The 15,784-nt window shown below is 71.4% G+C and carries 15 protein-coding genes; 11 read left to right on the forward strand and 4 right to left on the reverse strand.

The window, feature by feature from the left end:
• Positions 1-14 precede the first annotated feature (14 nt).
• On the reverse strand, positions 15-731 hold the full coding sequence (locus Sco07f_RS34980) for a glycerophosphodiester phosphodiesterase (RefSeq protein WP_054100848.1): 717 nt from the start codon (positions 729-731) through the stop codon (positions 15-17).
• Between the two features lie 30 nt (positions 732-761).
• Positions 762-1,922: an adenosine deaminase gene (locus tag Sco07f_RS34985; protein ID WP_108990244.1), complete on the reverse strand. Its 1,161-nt coding sequence runs from the start codon at positions 1,920-1,922 to the stop codon at positions 762-764.
• Positions 1,923-1,978: 56 nt separating this feature from the next.
• Between Sco07f_RS34985 and Sco07f_RS34990 the strand changes: the two genes are divergently transcribed.
• On the forward strand, positions 1,979-2,644 hold the full coding sequence (locus Sco07f_RS34990) for a DUF4190 domain-containing protein (RefSeq protein ID WP_087792824.1): 666 nt from the start codon (positions 1,979-1,981) through the stop codon (positions 2,642-2,644).
• A 58-nt stretch (positions 2,645-2,702) separates the two neighbouring features.
• On the forward strand, positions 2,703-3,152 hold the full coding sequence (locus Sco07f_RS34995; protein WP_007444965.1) for a DUF4190 domain-containing protein: 450 nt from the start codon (positions 2,703-2,705) through the stop codon (positions 3,150-3,152).
• 92 nt (positions 3,153-3,244) lie between these two features.
• Here Sco07f_RS34995 and ybiA read toward each other — a convergent pair whose 3' ends face one another.
• On the reverse strand, positions 3,245-3,901 hold the full coding sequence (gene ybiA, locus Sco07f_RS35000; protein WP_167468314.1) for a riboflavin biosynthesis intermediates N-glycosidase: 657 nt from the start codon (positions 3,899-3,901) through the stop codon (positions 3,245-3,247).
• A gap of 172 nt (positions 3,902-4,073) precedes the next feature.
• Between ybiA and Sco07f_RS35005 the strand changes: the two genes are divergently transcribed.
• The 8 genes from Sco07f_RS35005 to Sco07f_RS35040 all read left to right on the forward strand — a co-directional run bounded on the left by Sco07f_RS35005 (position 4,074) and on the right by Sco07f_RS35040 (position 13,834).
• Complete coding sequence (locus tag Sco07f_RS35005; RefSeq protein WP_087789400.1) at positions 4,074-5,609, forward strand: gamma-aminobutyraldehyde dehydrogenase; 1,536 nt, start codon at positions 4,074-4,076, stop codon at positions 5,607-5,609.
• A 55-nt stretch (positions 5,610-5,664) separates the two neighbouring features.
• Positions 5,665-6,912 carry a polyamine ABC transporter substrate-binding protein gene (locus Sco07f_RS35010; RefSeq protein ID WP_007444968.1) on the forward strand — a complete coding sequence of 416 codons (1,248 nt, stop codon included), beginning with the start codon at positions 5,665-5,667 and terminating at the stop codon, positions 6,910-6,912.
• Between the two features lie 5 nt (positions 6,913-6,917).
• Complete coding sequence (locus Sco07f_RS35015; RefSeq protein ID WP_108990293.1) at positions 6,918-8,108, forward strand: ABC transporter ATP-binding protein; 1,191 nt, start codon at positions 6,918-6,920, stop codon at positions 8,106-8,108.
• On the forward strand, positions 8,108-9,037 hold the full coding sequence (locus Sco07f_RS35020; protein ID WP_108990246.1) for an ABC transporter permease: 930 nt from the start codon (positions 8,108-8,110) through the stop codon (positions 9,035-9,037). The genes Sco07f_RS35015 and Sco07f_RS35020 overlap by 1 nt, the downstream gene beginning before the upstream one ends.
• On the forward strand, positions 9,038-9,838 hold the full coding sequence (locus Sco07f_RS35025) for an ABC transporter permease (RefSeq protein WP_054100852.1): 801 nt from the start codon (positions 9,038-9,040) through the stop codon (positions 9,836-9,838). It abuts the gene before it with no gap.
• 47 nt (positions 9,839-9,885) lie between these two features.
• Positions 9,886-11,313 carry an NAD(P)/FAD-dependent oxidoreductase gene (locus tag Sco07f_RS35030; protein WP_087789399.1) on the forward strand — a complete coding sequence of 476 codons (1,428 nt, stop codon included), beginning with the start codon at positions 9,886-9,888 and terminating at the stop codon, positions 11,311-11,313.
• 133 nt (positions 11,314-11,446) lie between these two features.
• Positions 11,447-11,914, forward strand: a complete 468-nt coding sequence (locus Sco07f_RS35035) for a hypothetical protein (protein ID WP_054100854.1) — start codon at positions 11,447-11,449, stop codon at positions 11,912-11,914.
• Between the two features lie 87 nt (positions 11,915-12,001).
• Positions 12,002-13,834 (forward strand): chitinase, encoded by a 1,833-nt coding sequence (locus Sco07f_RS35040; protein WP_007444974.1) that lies wholly within the window; start codon positions 12,002-12,004, stop codon positions 13,832-13,834.
• Here Sco07f_RS35040 and Sco07f_RS35045 read toward each other — a convergent pair.
• On the reverse strand, positions 13,773-14,480 hold the full coding sequence (locus Sco07f_RS35045; protein ID WP_167468315.1) for a phosphatase PAP2 family protein: 708 nt from the start codon (positions 14,478-14,480) through the stop codon (positions 13,773-13,775). The genes Sco07f_RS35040 and Sco07f_RS35045 overlap by 62 nt on opposite strands.
• Before the next feature lie 44 nt (positions 14,481-14,524).
• On the opposite strand from Sco07f_RS35045, the gene Sco07f_RS35050 reads away from it, so the two are divergent.
• A complete protein-coding gene (locus Sco07f_RS35050; RefSeq protein ID WP_244942213.1) occupies positions 14,525-15,355 on the forward strand; it encodes a tetratricopeptide repeat protein in 831 nt (276 codons plus the stop codon).
• Positions 15,356-15,784: the final 429 nt, after the last annotated feature.

The raw sequence follows: 15,784 nt of genomic DNA on the forward strand, positions 1-15,784 counted from the left end.
TAGGGGGCAACCCCCTACGGGACCTCGGTGCCGGCCGTGTCGGCGTCCCGCAGCGCGCACAGCACGTCGATGCGGTTGGTCGTGAGGGAGTCGACGCCCAGGGCGCGCAGCCGGCGCATGGTGCGCCCGGTGTCCGGGGTCCAGGCGGACAGCAGGAGGCCGTCGGCGTGGACCCGCTCGGCCAGGTCCCGGTTCACCAGCCCGAACCGGTAGTTGAGCCATCGAGGCCGGACCGCCGCGAGCAGCGCGGGCCGGGGCGGGGCGGCCGTCGTCCAGGTCAGGGCGATCTCGGCGGCGGGGTCGGCGGCCCGCACCGCGAGCATGGCGGCGGCGCCCGCCGTGTAGTACACCCGGTCCTGGGCCCCGCACTCGCGGACCACGTCCACGATGCGCCGTACCGCCCGCTCGCCCGGCCCGCCCGGCAGGTCCAGCATCAGCCGGCTGTCCCCGGTCGCGGCCAGCGCCTCGGCCAGCGTCGGCACCCCGCCCGCCGTCAGCCCGCGCACCTCCTCGGCCGACAGGGAGCGCAGCGGCCGGTCCAGCTGCCACAGGCGCTTCAGCGTCTCGTCGTGCAACAGCACCGGCACGCCGTCCCGGGTGAGGCGGACGTCGGTCTCCACCGCGTCCGCGCCCCGGTCCAGGGCGGACCGCAGCGAGGCGACGGTGTTCTCGCGATGCCGGTAGGGGTCGCCGCGGTGGGCGACGGCGGTCAGGGCACGCGGGGTGTCCATGGTGGGGGCAACTCTCGGTGGGCGCGGTTCTCAGGAGGCGAGCCAGGCGGCGGTGTACGTGTCGATCTCGTCGGCGATGCGGGCCTTGCCCGGCGCGTCGAGGAAGGAGGCCTCGACCCCGTTCTTCGCGAGGTCGGCGAGGCCGCGCTCGTCGAGGCCGAGGAGCCGGGCGGCGACGGCGTACTCGTTGTTGAGGTCGGTGCCGAACATCGGCGGGTCGTCGGAGTTGACCGTCACCAGGACGCCGGCGCGCACGAACTCCTTGATCGGGTGCTCGTCCAGGGTGCGCACCGCGCGGGTGGCGATGTTCGAGGTCGGGCACACCTCCAGCGGAATGCGCCGCTCGGCGAGGTGGGCGAGGAGCTTCGGGTCCCGGGCGGAACTGGTGCCGTGCCCGATGCGCTCGGCGTTCAGGTGGGTGAGGGCGTCCCACACCGTCTGCGGGCCGGTGGTCTCGCCCGCGTGCGGCACCGAGTGCAGGCCGGCGGCGATCGCGCGGTCGAAGTACGGCTTGAACTGCGGGCGGGCCACTCCGATCTCGGGTCCGCCGAGTCCGAAGGAGACCAGGCCCTCGGGGCGCAGCCGGTCGTCGGTGGCGAGCCGGGCCGTCTCCTCGGCGGACTCCAGGCCGGCCTCGCCCGGGATGTCGAAGCACCAGCGCAGCACGGTCCCGAACTCCGCCTCGGCCGCCTTGCGGGCGTCCTCGATCGCGTCCATGAAGGCGGCCTCGTCGATGCCGCGCCGGGTGGAGGAGAACGGCGTGATGGTCAGCTCGGCGTACCGCACCTGCTGCCGGGCCATGTCCCGGGCCACCTCGAAGGTGAGCAGCCGGACGTCCTCCGGGGTGCGGATGAGGTCGACCACGGACAGGTACACGTCGATGAAGTGCGCGAAGTCCGTGAAGGTGAAGTAGTCGACCAGGGCCTCGGGGTCGGTGGGGACCTTCGAGTCGGCGTGGCGCGCGGCCAGTTCGGAGACGATGCGCGGGGAGGCGGAGCCGACGTGGTGGACGTGCAGTTCGGCCTTCGGCAGTCCGGCGATGAAGGCGTGCAGGTCGCGCGGTACGTCGGGGTCGACGAGGTGCTCGGTCATGGGTTCCTCCCCGGGGCGGCGTCCCGGGCCGCGCGGCGGCGGTGGGACGCGGGCGATCGGCTGATCGGTCGTTCGGGGATCATCGTAGGCCGGTCGCACGCCCGGCGGCCCGGGACCGTAGCATGGCGGGCACGAACGACCTGGGGGGACGAGGCATGAGCGACGAGATACGACCCGACGGGGACTCGGCCGGTGGCCGCGACCCCTGGGCGCCCCCGGAGAGCGGGCCCTCCCTCGAGAAGGGCGCCGGGCCCGGGCCGGCGCAGGAGCCGCCCCGGCCGCCCGCCTCCGACGCACCGCCGCCCTGGCAGCCGCCGCCGGGCGTGCACGACCAGGCCACGGTCACGTCGATGCCGGGCGCCGGTTACGCCACCCCCGACTCCGCCGTGCCGCCCCCGCCGGTCGCGCCCGACGGCGCCGGCGCCCCGGTCGGCTACGGCTACCCCGGGTACGGCCAGGGCTACGGCTGGCCCGGAATGCCGATGGCCCCGCAGAACGGCATGGGCACCGCGTCGATGGTGCTGGGCATCCTGGCCTGCGCCCTGTTCTGCATGTACGGCGTGGTCTCCCTGGTGCTCGGCGTCCTCGCCATCGTCTTCGGGGTCAAGGGCCGCCGGAAGGCGGAGCTCGGCCTGGCCAGCAACCACGGGCAGGCGCAGGCCGGGTTCGTCATGGGCATTATCGGCGTCGTCCTCGGCATCGCCGTGATCGTGCTGATCGCCGTCGGCATCACCGCCGCGATCAACGACGACTCGTACGACGACGACCCCTACTACGGCTCCTCGCGCCCCGCGCCGGTCTCGGTGACCGCGGAAAGCTGATCTCCTCCCCGCGGCATTGCCTCTACGATGTCAAGCGCCAACGAGGGGAGAGCAGTTCATGTCGTACTCCAACCCCGGACCCGGGGGATACGGGCCGCCGCAGCAGCCGGGTCAGCCGCCCGCCGGGGGCTACGCCTACCCGCAGTCCGCGCCCGGGTACGGCTACCCGAACCAGGGCGCGTCCTACCCGGCCGCCCCGCCCGTGGGCTACCCGCAGGGTCCCGGCTACGGCATGCCGATGCAGCCGAGCAACGGCATGGGGACCACCGGACTGGTCCTCGGCATCATCGGCGTGGTGTGCAGCCTGACCTTCTTCCTCTGGTTCTTCGGCGTGATCCTCGGCATCCTCGGGATCATCTTCGGCGCGATCGGCCGGGGGAAGGCCACCAGGGGCGAGGCCACCAACAAGGGGGCCGCGACCGCCGGTCTCGTGCTCGGCATCACCGCCACCGTGGTCCTGCCGCTGCTCGGCTTCCTCGCCTTCGCGAGCCTGATGAGCGTCGCCTGAGCGTCGCCCGAGCCCGAGCCCGAGTCCGGACCCGCCCGGTGCCCCTCACGTCGTGACGGGGGCCGGGCGGGTCCGGTCCTGTTCCTGCTCCGTTACCCGCCGGGCGTCTCTCTCAGCCGCTTCCGGGCCGCCATCAGCGCGAAGCCCAGCAGATTCGGCCCCCGCCAGCGCTCCGGATCGGTCGCCGCCTCGTCGTCCGCGGCCAGACCGATGCCCCACACCCGGTCCACCGGGCTCGCCTCCACCAGCACCCTGTCGCCGGTGTGCAGCAGGAACGCCCGCAGCGCCGGGTCGGACGCGAACTTGTGGACGCTGCCCTCCACCACGATCCGGAAGCGCTCCCGCTCCCACACCGCCTCGTCGAAACCGCGCACGAGACGGCCCGCCTTCTTCGCCCCGGCGGGATGAACGGCCGCCAGCACCCGCCGCTCGGCCTCCTCGTCCCCGAAGAGCCGGGCCTTGCCCGCCATCATCCAGTGCTCGGCCGTCGCGTACTCCACCCCGGCCACCGTGAACGGCGACGGCCACCACTGGCTCAGACAGCTCGGCCCGAGCCTGCCGTCCGGGAGCGGCCGGTGCCCCCAGAAGCACAGGTACTCGATCCGCTCGCCCGCCCGGACCCGCGTGAGCAGGTCGTCTAGCCCGTCGACGCCTGCCGTGGCCGCCTCCGCGCTCCTGCCCGCCTCCGGAATCCGCTCCGCCCCCGTGATCTTCTCCATGCACGCGAGTGTGGCACGCGCCACTGACACTCCGTCCGCCCTTTTCCGTGGCGACTCGACACCTGGTCGACAGATTCCGTCGCGTAACCAAATGGCAACAACGGAATCACTTGTTGGAGGCCTAGTGCTCTGTCAGGATCGGCACTCACATCGAGCCTGAGCCACGCCGGCCCCCGCCACGGGGAGACCGAGGAGAGCCGACATGCACAACCCGGGCAACGCCACCCCGGACCGATTCCCGGCCCAGGACCGCTTCGCGGACGGGGCCCAGTACATCGCGGGCCGTCTCACGAAGGGCACCTCCGGACGGACGCACACCGTCGTCGACCCGGCGACCGGCGAGGACGTCCTGACCTACGAACTGGCCGGCCCCGACGACGTCGACGCGGCCGTCGCCGCCGCACGGGCGGCGTTCCCCGGCTGGTCCGGTGCCACCCCCGGCGAGCGCTCCGACGCCCTGCACCGGTTCGCCGCCGTCCTCGCCGAGCGCGCCGAGGACTTCGCCCGCGCGGAGTCCCTGCAGTGCGGCAAGCCGCTGAAGCTGTCCCGTGAGTTCGACGTGCCGGGCACGGTCGACAACGCGGCCTTCTTCGCCGGAGCCGCCCGGCAGCTCCAGGGGCAGTCGGCCGGGGAGTACTCCGGCGACCACACCTCGTACGTCCGCCGCGAGCCGATCGGCGTCGTCGGGTCGATCGCGCCCTGGAACTACCCGCTCCAGATGGCCGCCTGGAAGATCCTCCCGGCGATCGCCGCGGGCAACACCATCGTGCTGAAGCCCGCCGAGATCACCCCGCTGACCTCCCTGATGTTCGCCCAGGCCGCGACCGAGGCCGGCATCCCCGACGGCGTGATCAACATCGTCAGCGGCACCGGACGGGAGGCCGGCGAGCACCTCGTCGCCCACCCCGACGTCGCCATGACCTCCTTCACCGGGTCCACCGCCGTCGGCAAGCGCGTCGCCGAGGTCGCCACCTCGACCGTCAAGCGCCTCCACCTGGAGCTGGGCGGCAAGGCCCCCTTCCTCGTCTTCGACGACGCCGATCTGGACGCCGCCGTCCACGGCGCGGTCGCGGGCGCGCTCATCAACACCGGCCAGGACTGCACGGCCGCCACGCGCGCGTACGTGCAGCGCCCCCTCTACGAGGCGTTCGTCGAGAAGACCGCCGCCCTCATGGACACCGTCCGCGTCGGCGACCCCTTCGCCCCCGGCACCGACCTCGGCCCGCTGGTCAGCCACGTGCAGCGCGACCGCGTCGCCGCGTTCGTCGACCGGGCCCGCGCCTACGCGCGCGTGGTGACCGGCGGCGAGGCACCGCAGGGCGACCTCGAGGACGGCGCCTACTACCGGCCCACCCTGATCGCCGACGCCACCCAGGACAGCGAGGTCGTCCAGTCGGAGATCTTCGGCCCCGTCCTGGTCGTGCTGCCCTTCGACACCGACGACGAGGGCATCCGGCTGGCCAACGACACGCCGTACGGTCTCGCCGCCTCCGCCTGGAGCCGGGACGTGTACCGCGCGAACCGCGCCACCCGCGAGATCAAGGCGGGCTGCGTGTGGATCAACGACCACATCCCGATCATCAGCGAGATGCCGCACGGCGGGTACAAGGCGTCCGGCTTCGGCAAGGACATGTCCGCCTACTCCTTCGAGGAGTACACGCAGATCAAGCACGTCATGTTCGACAACACCGCGGTGGCGGCCAAGGACTGGCACCGCACCGTCTTCGGGGACCGGTAGTCACGACGAGAGGCCGCCGACCACGGCCGACCCACCCGAAAGGGCAACCACGCGCATGGAGCAGTACGAGCCAGACCGCCTGTCCCCGGCCCAAGTGGCCGCCGTGCGGCGCTCTCTCAGGAGCGGCAGGGCCGCCCTCACCCGCCGGTCGCTGCTGCGCGCCTCCACGGGCGGCGCGCTCGCGGCCGGCGGACTCGGCCTGCTGAGCGGCTGCGGCATCCCGGCGGCAGGCAAGACCGAGGGCGGCGTCTCCGCCGAGGACCACTCCAAGGAGGAGAAGCAGGTCCGCTTCTCCAACTGGACCGAGTACATGGACGTCGACGAGAGCGGCCGCCGGCACCCCACGCTGGAGGCGTTCACCAAACGCACCGGCGTCAAGGTCACGTACACCGAGGACATCAACGACAACAGCGAGTTCTTCGGCAAGATCCAGCCGCAGCTCGCCGCCGGCCAGGAGACCGGCCGCGACATCATCGTCCTCACCGACTGGCTGGCCGCCCGCCTGATCCGCCTCGGCTGGGTCCAGAAGCTGGACCCGGCCAACCTGCCGCACGCCTTCACCAACCTGTCGCCCCAGTTCCGCAACCCCGACTGGGACCCGGGCCGCGCCTACTCCTACCCCTGGCAGGGCATCTCGACCGTCATCGCCTACAACAAGAAGGCGCTGGACGGCATCGAGGTCGGGACGGTTTCCGACCTGCTCGACAACCCGAAGCTCAAGGGTCGGGTCGGCTTCCTCACCGAGATGCGCGACACCATGGGCATGACGCTCCTGGACATGGGCAAGGACCCGGCGCGCTTCACCGACGACGACTACGACGCGGGGATCGCCCGGCTCCAGAAGGGCGTCGACCGCGGCCAGATACGCCGCTTCACCGGCAACGACTACACGTCCGACCTCAGCAAGGGCGACTTCGCGGCCTGTCTGGCCTGGGCCGGTGACGTCGTCCAGCTCAAGGCCGACAACCCCGACATCGACTTCGTCATCCCGGACAGCGGCTACGTCACGTCCAGCGACAACATGCTGATCCCCAACAAGGCACGGCACAAAACCAACGCCGAACGGCTCATCGACTACTACTACGAGCCGGGCCCGGCCGCGGAACTCGCCGCCTACATCAACTTCGTCTGCCCCGTCGACGGCGTCAAGGACGACCTGGCCAAGATCGACGAGGACGCGGCGAACAACCCGCTGATCATTCCCGACCAGGCCATGCAGGCCAAGTCGCACTCCTTCCGCTCCCTGAGTTCGAAGGAAGAGACCGCATACGAAGAGAAGTTCGCGAAGCTCACCGGGGCGTGACGACGATGACGACCAACCAGACGAAGAACCAGACGACGAAGAACCAGACGGCCGCGAAGGACGGCGGCGGCGACGTCCGCCTCGCCGGCATCAGCAAGACCTACGGCTCCTTCACCGCCGTGCACCCGCTCGACCTGACCGTGCCCCAGGGCTCCTTCTTCGCCCTGCTCGGCGCCTCCGGCTGCGGCAAGACCACCACCCTGCGCATGATCGCCGGACTGGAGGAGCCGAGCGGCGGCACCGTCCACCTCGGCGACCAGGACGTGACCGCGCTGCCGCCCTACAAACGGCCGGTCAACACCGTCTTCCAGTCCTACGCCCTCTTCCCGCACCTGGACATCTACGAGAACGTCGCCTTCGGCCTGCGCCGGCGCGGCATCAAGAGCGTGAAGAAGCAGGTCGGCGAGATGCTCGACCTGGTCCAGCTCGGCGAGCAGGCGCGCAAGAAGCCGCACCAGCTCTCCGGCGGCCAGCAGCAGCGCGTCGCGGTCGCCCGCGCCCTGATCAACCACCCCCGGGTGCTGCTCCTCGACGAACCCCTCGGCGCCCTCGACCTCAAGCTGCGCCGCCAGATGCAGCTGGAGCTCAAGCGCATCCAGACCGAGGTCGGCATCACCTTCGTGCACGTCACCCACGACCAGGAGGAGGCCATGACGATGGCCGACCGGGTCGCCGTGATGAACGCGGGCCGCGTCGAGCAACTGGGCGCCCCCGCCGACCTGTACGAGAACCCGCGCACCACCTTCGTCGCCAACTTCCTCGGCACCTCCAACCTCATCGAGGCCGAGGTCGACACCCGCAGCGGCGACGACGTCGTCGTGAAGGCGGCCGGTGACAAGCTCGTCCTGCCGGGCGCCCGGTGTTCCGCCCCGGCGAAGGCGGGCGGCAAGGTCCTGGTCGGGGTCCGCCCCGAGAAGATCAGCCTCACCCACGCGAACGACGCGGGCGCCATCCCCGAGGGCCGCAACCGCATCACCGGCAGGATCAGCAACACCAGTTTCATCGGCGTCTCCACCCAGTACGTCGTGGACTGCGCGGCCTGCCCCGAGTTCGAGGTCTACGCCCAGAACATCGACCGCGACGCCCGCCTCGCGCCCGGCGCCGAGGTCGTCCTGCACTGGAACCCGGCGCACACTTTCGGCCTCGACGCGGCCCAGGACATCGACGCCGGTGTCGCCGAGGGCGAGGCCGCCTGATGTCCACCCTCACCGAGGCGCCACCGCCGCTCACCCCGACCGCGCCGGAGCAGAAGCCCCCGCGCAAACGCGGCCGCTGGACGCCGTACTGGCTGCTGCTGCCCGGCATCCTGTGGCTGGTCGTGTTCTTCGCGGCGCCGATGATCTACCAGGCCTCCACGTCCGTGCAGACGGGCTCGCTGGAGGAGGGCTACAAGGTCACCTGGCACTTCGCCACCTACTGGGACGCGCTGACCGAGTACTGGCCGCAGTTCCTGCGCTCGGTCGCCTACGCGGCCTCCGCGACCGTGCTGTGCCTGCTGCTCGGCTACCCCCTCGCGTACCTCATCGCCTTCCGCGCGGGACGCTGGCGCAACCTGATCATGATCCTGGTGATCGCGCCGTTCTTCACCAGCTTCCTGATCCGCACCCTGGCCTGGAAGACCATCCTCGCCGACGGCGGCCCGGTGGTCGGCGTCCTGAACACGCTGCACGTCCTGGACGTGACCAGCTGGCTCGGCTGGACCGCGGGCGACCGCGTGCTGGCCACCCCGCTGGCGGTGGTCTGCGGTCTGACGTACAACTTCCTGCCCTTCATGATCCTGCCGCTCTACACGTCCCTGGAGCGCATCGACGGCCGGCTGCACGAGGCGGCGGGCGACCTGTACGCCAGGCCCTCCACCGTCTTCCGCAAGGTCACCTTCCCGCTCTCGATGCCCGGCGTCGTCTCCGGCACCCTGCTGACCTTCATCCCGGCCACCGGCGACTACGTCAACGCCTCGCTGCTGGGCTCGGCGGACACCGGAATGATCGGCAACGTGATCCAGTCCCAGTTCCTCAGGGTGCTGGACTATCCGACGGCGGCCGCGCTCTCGTTCATCCTCATGGCCGCGATTCTGGCCATGGTCACCTTCTACATCCGCAGGTCGGGGACGGAGGATCTGGTTTAAATGGCCTTCGTCAACTGGTTCAAGCGCCGTATGGTCGTGATCGCCGGGCTGCTGACGCTGGCGTATCTGCTGCTGCCCAACGTCGTCGTCACGGTGTTCTCGTTCAACAAGCCGAACGGGCGCTTCAATTACGAATGGCAGCAGTTCTCCACGGACGCCTGGAAGGACCCGTGCGGGGTCGCCGGGCTGTGCGGTTCCCTCTCGCTCAGCCTCCAGATCGCCCTCTGGGCGACGCTGGGCGCCACCGCGCTCGGCACCGCGATCGCCTTCGCGCTGGTCCGCTACCGCTTCCGCGCCCGGGGCGCGATCAACTCGCTGATCTTCCTGCCGATGGCGATGCCCGAGGTCGTGATGGCCGCCTCGCTGCTCACCCTTTTCCTCAACATGGGTGCTCAGCTGGGCTTCTGGACGATTCTGATCGCCCACATCATGTTCTGCCTCAGCTTCGTCGTGACGGCCGTCAAGGCGCGCGTGATGTCGATGGACCCGAGGCTGGAGCAGGCGGCCCAGGACCTGTACGCCGGCCCCTTCCAGACCTTCCTCCGGGTCACGCTGCCGATCGCCGCCCCCGGTATCGCGGCCGGCGCGCTGCTCGCCTTCGCGCTGTCCTTCGACGATTTCATCATCACCAATTTCAACGCCGGTTCGACCGTCACCTTCCCCATGTTCGTGTGGGGATCGGCCCAGCGCGGAACGCCCGTTCAGATCAACGTCATCGGTACGGCCATGTTCGTCGTCGCCGTACTGTTCGTCCTGGCCTCCATGGTCGTCGGCAATCGCCGAAATCGCCGCAAGGCGTGAAGCACAACAGCGCAAGCGCACCATTGCATTCGTAGGGAGTTGAAATCATGGCCCCTGGTGCCATGAGCCGCAGCAACGACTGGACGAAATCCCTTTCCGACGCCCAGCCGGTCCCGTACTGGCTGGACGACCCCGGCCGCCCCCGCCCCGAGGCCGCCCTCACCGGCGTCGAGACCTGCGACCTGCTGGTCGTCGGCGGCGGCTACAGCGGACTGTGGACCGCGCTGATCGCCAAGGAGCGCGACCCGGAGCGGGACGTGGTGCTGCTGGAGGGCCGCGAGGTGGGCTGGGCCGCCTCCGGCCGCAACGGCGGTTTCTGCGCCGCCTCCCTCACCCACGGACTGTCCAACGGCCTCACCCGCTGGCCGGACGAGATCCACAAGCTGGAGGAGCTGGGCGCCCGCAACCTCGACGCCATCGAGGAGGCGGTCGCCCGCCACGGCCTCGACTGCGACTTCGAACGCACCGGCGAGATCGACGTCGCCACCGAGCCCTACCAGGCCCGGGAACTGGCGGACTGGTACGAGGAGATCCGCGCCAAGGGCCTAGCCGAGGGCATCGAGTACCTGGACGCCGAGGCCGTACGGGAGCAGGTCGACTCACCGACCTTCCGGGCCGGCCTGTGGGACCGGCGGGGCGTCGCGATGGTCAACCCCGCCAAGCTGGTCTGGGGCCTCAAGCGCGCCTGCCTCGAACTCGGCGTACGCGTCTACGAGCGCACCCCCGCGCTCACCCTCAGACCGCACGGCGCCGGCATGGCCGTACGCACCCCCTACGGCGGGGTCCGTGCCCGCACGGTCGCACTCGGCACCAACGTGTTCCCGAACCTGGTCCGCCGGGTGCGCTCGTACACCGTCCCGGTCTACGACTACGCCCTGATGACCGAGCCGCTCGGCGCGGAACAACTGGCCTCGATCGGGTGGAAGAACCGGCAGGGACTCGGCGACAGCGCCAACCAGTTCCACTACTTCCGCCTGTCGTCCGACAACCGCGTCCTGTGGGGCGGATACGACGCCGTCTACCCCTACGGCGGCCGGGTGCGCGCCGAGTACGACGACCGCCCCGAGACCTACGCCAAGCTCGCCGGGCACTTCTTCACCTGCTTCCCGCAACTGGAGGGCGTCCGCTTCACCCACGCCTGGGGCGGCGCCATCGACACCTGCTCCCGCTTCTCCGCGTTCTTCGGCACCGCGCACCAGGGCAAGGTGGCGTACGCGGCCGGGTACACCGGCCTCGGTGTGGGCGCGACCCGGTTCGGCGCCGAGGTGATGCTCGACCTGCTGGCGGGGGAGCGCACCGAGCGGACCGCACTGGAGATGGTGCGCAGGAAGCCGATGCCGTTCCCGCCCGAGCCCTTCGCCTGGACCGGCATCGCCCTCACCAAGTGGTCGCTGGCCCGCGCGGACGACCGGGACGGCCGGCGCAACCTGTGGCTGCGCACGATGGACCGCCTGGGACTCGGCTTCGACAGCTGAGCCGCGCCGGCCGGCGAGCGGTGTGACCCGGTTCACCCCAACGAGCTGCGGCAACCCGCGTAATGCGGCCGGGAGACCTCCCTCTCCCTCGTGACGACGCACCCCGCGTCGACGAGTGAAAGGGAGGTTTCACATGCCTGGTGCGAAGACGGCGGTCGCGTGGCTGGCATCCGTCGCACCGGATCCCGGGTCCTGCCGCCGGGACTGGGAGCGCGACCCCTCGGGCGTCGCGCTGCTGCCCGCCGGCAAGGCCTGGGACGTGCTCATCCTGCCGAGCAGACTCGGCTATCCCACCCTGGACGTGCTCTCCCGTGTCCTGGACCAGCCGGGACCGGTGCTCGCCGACTTCGGCGACGCGCGCACGGGCTTCTTCGTCCCGGCCGGCACGGCCGCCCGCTGGGTCGGCACCGGCATCAGGACCGCCGGGCTCGGCACCTGGATCGTGGTGCCGTACCCCGGCCGGCTGTCCTCCGGGGGCACCCGCTGGCTGATCCCGCCGGACGGGACCGGCACCCTCACCGACCCCTCGCTGCTGGAGCTGGCGATGCACGAGGCGGCGGCGGCCCTCGCGGTGGAGGAGAGCGGGGGCGGCGGGGGGTGAGTTGCGCGAGGGGTTGACAACGTAATTGGTCTGGACCAAATTGGGCGCGCTCCACCCTCCCCATCTCCCCCATGTCCGGAGGCACTTGTGGAACGCGCACGTGCGGAACACGCCAGACCCCTCGCCCGTCGCCCCCTCGTCACCCTGCTCACGGCCGCGGCCCTCGCCGCGTCCGGCCTGACCGCGCTCACGTCGGCCGCCCGTGCGGCCGACGCGGACCTCGCCCGCAACGGCGGCTTCGAGTCCGCGCTCGACGGCTGGACCTGCACCGCGGGCACGACCGTGACCTCGCCCGTGCACAGCGGCACGGCGGCCCTGAAAGCCACCCCGGCGGGCGCCGACAACGCCCGCTGCTCGCAGACGGTGTCCGTCGAACCGGACTCCCAGTACACGCTCTCGGGATACGTCCGGGGCACCTACGTCTACCTCGGCGCGAGCGGCACCGGCACCACCGACGTCTCCACCTGGGCCCAGTCCGCCCCCGACTGGCAGCAGCTGACCACCACGTTCCGCACCGGCCCGTCCACCAGCAAGGTCACGATCTACACCCATGGCTGGTACGGCACCGGCGCCTACCACGCCGACGACATCTCCCTCATCGGACCCGGCGGCGGGACGCAGCAGCCCCCGGCGGTCCCGGGCGGCCTGAAGACCGGCTCCGTGACCTCCTCCAGCGTCGCCCTGTCCTGGTCACCGGTGCCGGGCGCGACGGGCTACGCCGTCTACCGCGACGGCGCCAGGGCCGGCACGGTCACCGGCACCTCCACCACGGTGTCCGGCCTGAGCCCCTCGACGGCGTACTCGTTCCAGGTCGCCGCGGTCAACGACGCGGGCGAGTCGGCGCGCTCCGCCACGGTCACCGCGACCACCGCCCAGCGCCCGGACGACGGCGGCGGCTCCTCCGACCTCCCGGCCCACGCCCTGGTCGGCTACCTCCACGCCAGCTTCGCCAACGGCTCCGGCTACACCCGCATGGCCGACGTGCCCGACAGCTGGGACGTCATCGACCTGGCCTTCGGCGAGCCCACCTCGGTCACCTCCGGCGACATCCGCTTCGAGCGCTGCCCGGTCGCCGAGTGCCCGAACGTGGAGAGCGACGCCGAGTTCAAGGCCGCGATCAAGGCCAAGCAGGCGGCCGGCAAGAAGGTGCTCATCTCCATCGGCGGCCAGAACGGCCAGGTGCAGCTCACCACCACCGCCGCCCGCGACAAGTTCGTCTCCTCCGTCTCCGCGATCATCGACGAGTACGGCCTGGACGGTCTCGACATCGACTTCGAGGGCCACTCCCTGTCCCTGAACGCCGACGACACGGACTTCAAGAACCCGAAGACCCCCGTCATCGTCAACCTCATCTCGGCCGTGAAGACCCTCAAGGCCAAGTACGGTGACGGCTTCGTGCTGACCATGGCGCCCGAGACCTTCTTCGTCCAGCTCGGCTACCAGTACTACGGCACCGGCAAGTGGGGCGGCCAGGACCCGCGGGCCGGGGCCTACCTGCCGGTCATCCACGCCCTGCGCGACGACCTGACCCTGCTGCACGTCCAGGACTACAACTCGGGCCCCATCATGGGCCTCGACAACCAGTACCACTCCATGGGCGGCGCCGACTTCCACATCGCCATGACCGACATGCTGCTCACCGGCTTCCCGGTCGCGGGCGACGCGAACAACGTCTTCCCGCCGCTGCGCCCGGACCAGGTCGCGATCGGTATGCCCGCCTCCACCCAGGCGGGCAACGGCCACGTCTCCTCGGCCGAGGTCAACAAGGCGCTCAACTGCCTGACCAGGAAGACCGACTGCGGCTCGTACGCCACCCACGGCACCTGGCCGGACCTGCGCGGCCTGATGACGTGGTCGATCAACTGGGACCGCTACGCGAACTGGGAGTTCCAGAAGAACTTCGACGCCTACTTCGGCTGACGCCGGGCGGGGTCCGGCCGCCGGGCGTGGTCCGGCGGACCACCAGCCGGACCCCGGCCAGCAGCACCACCCCCAGGCACCAGCTGGCCACCACGTCCAGCGGCCAGTGGTAGCCCCTGCGCACCAGCCCGTAGGAGGTGCCGAGCACCAGCACGGCGCACAGCACGACCAGCCCCCGGCGCACGGCCGGCGTGCGCAGCCGCCCGAGCAGCAGCAGCGTCGCCGCGCCGTACGCGACGAGGGCCGTGGCGGTGTGGCCGGAGGGGTAGTAACCGACCGCCGGCGGCACCGCCGGGGTGCCCGGGCGGTCGGTCCACTCCTTCAGCGGCGCGACCAGCGCGGGCACCAGCATCATCGCCACCGCCCCCGCGAGGGGCGGCAGCCACCAGCGGTCCGCACCCTCGGCCCGCCCCCGCCACGCCGTGTACGCCAGCGCCACGACGAGAACGGGCACGGCCACCGGCACGTTGCCCAGGTCGGACAGCAGCTCGGAGAACCGGTCGGGGTGGACGAGCGCCCCGCTCAGCCGCTCGTCCACCCCGACCAGCGGGCCGTCGGCGAGGACCTGCCAGGTGATCAGCGCGAAGAGGAGCAGGGCAAGCCCGACGAGGGCGGGCAGTGCGCGAGGAGGGGCGGAGTCCGGCATGACGCCCAGCTTCGCAGGCCCGGCCTCGCGTAGGCTCACCGCCCGTGACGAGCATACGAACGGCACGGGACGGCCGGTGGGGAGAAACCTTCGCCCGGCTGAAGGCGATGGTCAGGGAGGGCCGGTACGAAGAGGTCGAGGCCGAGGCGAGGGCCCTGGCCGCGCTCCCGAGACGACCCTGGCGCAGGCGTCCGCCGCACTGGGAGGCGAGGGTGCTGGCCACCGGAACGGCCGTCATGCACGGCCGGGTGGCCGAGGCGCTGGACGAGCTGGACACGCTGATCGCGGAACTGGAGCCGGTCGGCCTCAACTCGCGGATGCTGCTGCTGATCGCCCGCAGCAGCCGCGTGGCCGCCCTGTCCGGCCTGCGGCGATACGCGGAGGCGGAGACCGAGGCGAACGGCATCCTGCGCGAGCTGAACCAGATCGCCCACCGCGCCCCGGTCTCGGCGCTGGAGATCAACACCCTCGGACACCTGTCCGCCGTGCTGAACGGGCTGGACCGCCACGAGGAGGCGGAGGCCGTCGCGCGCGGCAACCTGACCCGGGCGAACGGGTCCGCCGTCGCCGTCCAGCACACCACGCTGGCACGCGCCCTGAACGGACAGGGCCGCCACGAGGAGGCGCTGGCCGAGGTACGCCAGGACGGAGTTCCGCAGCCGCCCCGCTACGCCGCCGGCTACCTGGACCTGGTCACCGCCGAGGCCCTGAACGGCCTGGGACGCCGCGAAGAGGCGGCGACGAGCGCACGCCGTGCGCTGGCCGACTGCGAACGGGAGCTGCACCCGGACCACCCGCGCATCCCTGAGGCCCGGGACCTGCTGGCCCGCGTCACGGGGGAGAACACGGGGGAGAAGAGGGGTCCGGGGGAGTGAACACCGAAGGGCCGGCACAAGGGGGGGAGTGTGTCGGCCCTTCGGCGAACCACCGTCCCGAGTGCCGAGGCGGCCGTCCTGACCGGAACGCCGCGCGCCCCGGGGGGTTTGGGGCGGGCGACCGTCCGATCGGTGAGGAAGCCGGAACCCGTGGGCTCCGGTTGTGTGCGCGAGGCACGAACCAGGTCGAAGCCGGGGAAGCCCCGTCCTGATGATCCGCCCACAGTCCCCTGTGGGCGGGTGTATCTCTCATCTGCGTAGAACCTACGGCAGGGGGTGCGCTCAGGACAGGGCCCTCGGCGTCCTGCCATCCACCTCGCACACGTTCTTCACACGCTCTGCCGGTCGTTGCGCCAGGCGTGCGAAGCGCAGCTCAGATGCGCGTTCGGGCGCTCGCGCACGTGCTCGTGCGCAACCGCCCGAACGGCC

The organism is Streptomyces coelicoflavus, from assembly GCF_003112555.1.
GTDB lineage: Bacteria > Actinomycetota > Actinomycetes > Streptomycetales > Streptomycetaceae > Streptomyces > Streptomyces coelicoflavus.

Excerpts from the sequence above, each read along its gene's own strand:
- Sco07f_RS34980 (WP_054100848.1), bottom strand. The coding sequence starts at position 731 with ATGGACACCCCGCGTGCCCTGACCGCCGTCGCCCACCGCGGCGACCCC.
- Sco07f_RS34990 (WP_087792824.1), top strand. The coding sequence starts at position 1,979 with ATGAGCGACGAGATACGACCCGACGGGGACTCGGCCGGTGGCCGCGAC.
- Sco07f_RS34995 (WP_007444965.1), top strand. The coding sequence starts at position 2,703 with ATGTCGTACTCCAACCCCGGACCCGGGGGATACGGGCCGCCGCAGCAG.
- Sco07f_RS35005 (WP_087789400.1), top strand. The coding sequence starts at position 4,074 with ATGCACAACCCGGGCAACGCCACCCCGGACCGATTCCCGGCCCAGGAC.
- Sco07f_RS35010 (WP_007444968.1), top strand. The coding sequence starts at position 5,665 with ATGGAGCAGTACGAGCCAGACCGCCTGTCCCCGGCCCAAGTGGCCGCC.
- Sco07f_RS35015 (WP_108990293.1), top strand. The coding sequence starts at position 6,918 with ATGACGACCAACCAGACGAAGAACCAGACGACGAAGAACCAGACGGCC.
- Sco07f_RS35020 (WP_108990246.1), top strand. The coding sequence starts at position 8,108 with ATGTCCACCCTCACCGAGGCGCCACCGCCGCTCACCCCGACCGCGCCG.
- Sco07f_RS35025 (WP_054100852.1), top strand. The coding sequence starts at position 9,038 with ATGGCCTTCGTCAACTGGTTCAAGCGCCGTATGGTCGTGATCGCCGGG.
- Sco07f_RS35030 (WP_087789399.1), top strand. The coding sequence starts at position 9,886 with ATGGCCCCTGGTGCCATGAGCCGCAGCAACGACTGGACGAAATCCCTT.
- Sco07f_RS35035 (WP_054100854.1), top strand. The coding sequence starts at position 11,447 with ATGCCTGGTGCGAAGACGGCGGTCGCGTGGCTGGCATCCGTCGCACCG.
- Sco07f_RS35045 (WP_167468315.1), bottom strand. The coding sequence starts at position 14,480 with ATGCCGGACTCCGCCCCTCCTCGCGCACTGCCCGCCCTCGTCGGGCTT.